The sequence below is a fragment of the Butyricicoccus sp. Marseille-Q5471 genome (assembly GCF_951230135.1).
In the GTDB taxonomy this organism is placed as follows: Bacteria; Bacillota; Clostridia; order Oscillospirales; family Butyricicoccaceae; genus Agathobaculum.
In genome coordinates this window covers 1-1,014 of the sequence record NZ_CATNVC010000040.1, presented here as the reverse complement: position 1 = coordinate 1,014, position 1,014 = coordinate 1, and the positions used below count along the sequence as shown (strand labels likewise).

Sequence of the window (1,014 nt, the reverse complement as noted above, 5' to 3'; positions counted from 1 at the left end):
GTGGATTTACTCGACCTCGGAGATTTTAACCGGGCGGCCCTCATGCAGCGACTTGGTCGCGGCGGCAGCCATCAGCACCGGATACAGACCGTCAATGCCGGTCACCGGCGTCTCCTTGTCGTTTGCGACCGCGTCGGCAAACGCCTGCATTTCAGCGACGAACGCGCCCGTGTAGCGATCCCACATGACCTTGTAGGCCGTGCCGTAGGTCGTGCCGTCCGCCGTGGACAGGACAGCCGTGTTCGGGATATCGTTCTCGTTCTGGGCGCAGCCCTCGGAGCCGAATACCTCAACGCGCTGATCGTAACCGTAAACCGCCTTGCGGCTGTTGTCGATGACGCCGATCGCGCCGTTTTCAAACTTCAGCGTAACAAGCGCGGTGTCCACGTCGCCCGCTTCGCCGATGCCCGGATCAACCAGCACCGAACCAACGGCGTGCACCTCGGTGACTTCGCTGCCTGCAAGGAAGCGCGCCATGTCGAAATCGTGAATCATCATATCGTAGAAGATGCCGCCGGACACCTTCACATAGCTTACCGGGGGCGGCTCGGGGTCGCGGGACGAAATTTTGATGATATTGACCTTGCCCACCTTGCCGCCGCGCACCATGTCATACACGGCGCGGTGGTTGTGGTCAAAACGGCGGCAGAAGCCGATTTGCAGCTTGACGCCCGCTTCTTTCGCGGTGTCAATCGCTTCGTGCACCTTTTTCAGGTCGTAATCGACCGGCTTTTCGCAGAAAATATGTTTTCCGGCCTTGGCGGACTCGATGATGTACTTGGAGTGTGTGTCGGTCGACGAGCAGATGAGCACGGCCTCAATTTCAGGGTCGTTTAAGATGTCGTTTGCGTCCTTGGTCGTGTTCGGAATGCCGCACTGCTTTGCAAACGCCTCGGTCTGCTCATTCATAAACGGATCGGCGATTGTCTTGATCTCCATTTCGGGCACGAACATCGAAATGTTCTTCGCGTGCACCTTGCCGATGCGCCCCGCGCCGATAATACCTACTTTCAT

Annotated in this window: 1 protein-coding gene; it reads right to left on the bottom strand. The window is 58.1% G+C overall.

Going from position 1 to position 1,014, the window contains the following annotated elements:
• Window positions 1–6 precede the first annotated feature (6 nt).
• Window positions 7–1,014 (bottom strand): inositol 2-dehydrogenase (iolG, locus tag QOX26_RS14290; RefSeq protein ID WP_283675636.1); only part of this gene is annotated, 1,008 nt, incomplete at its 5' end.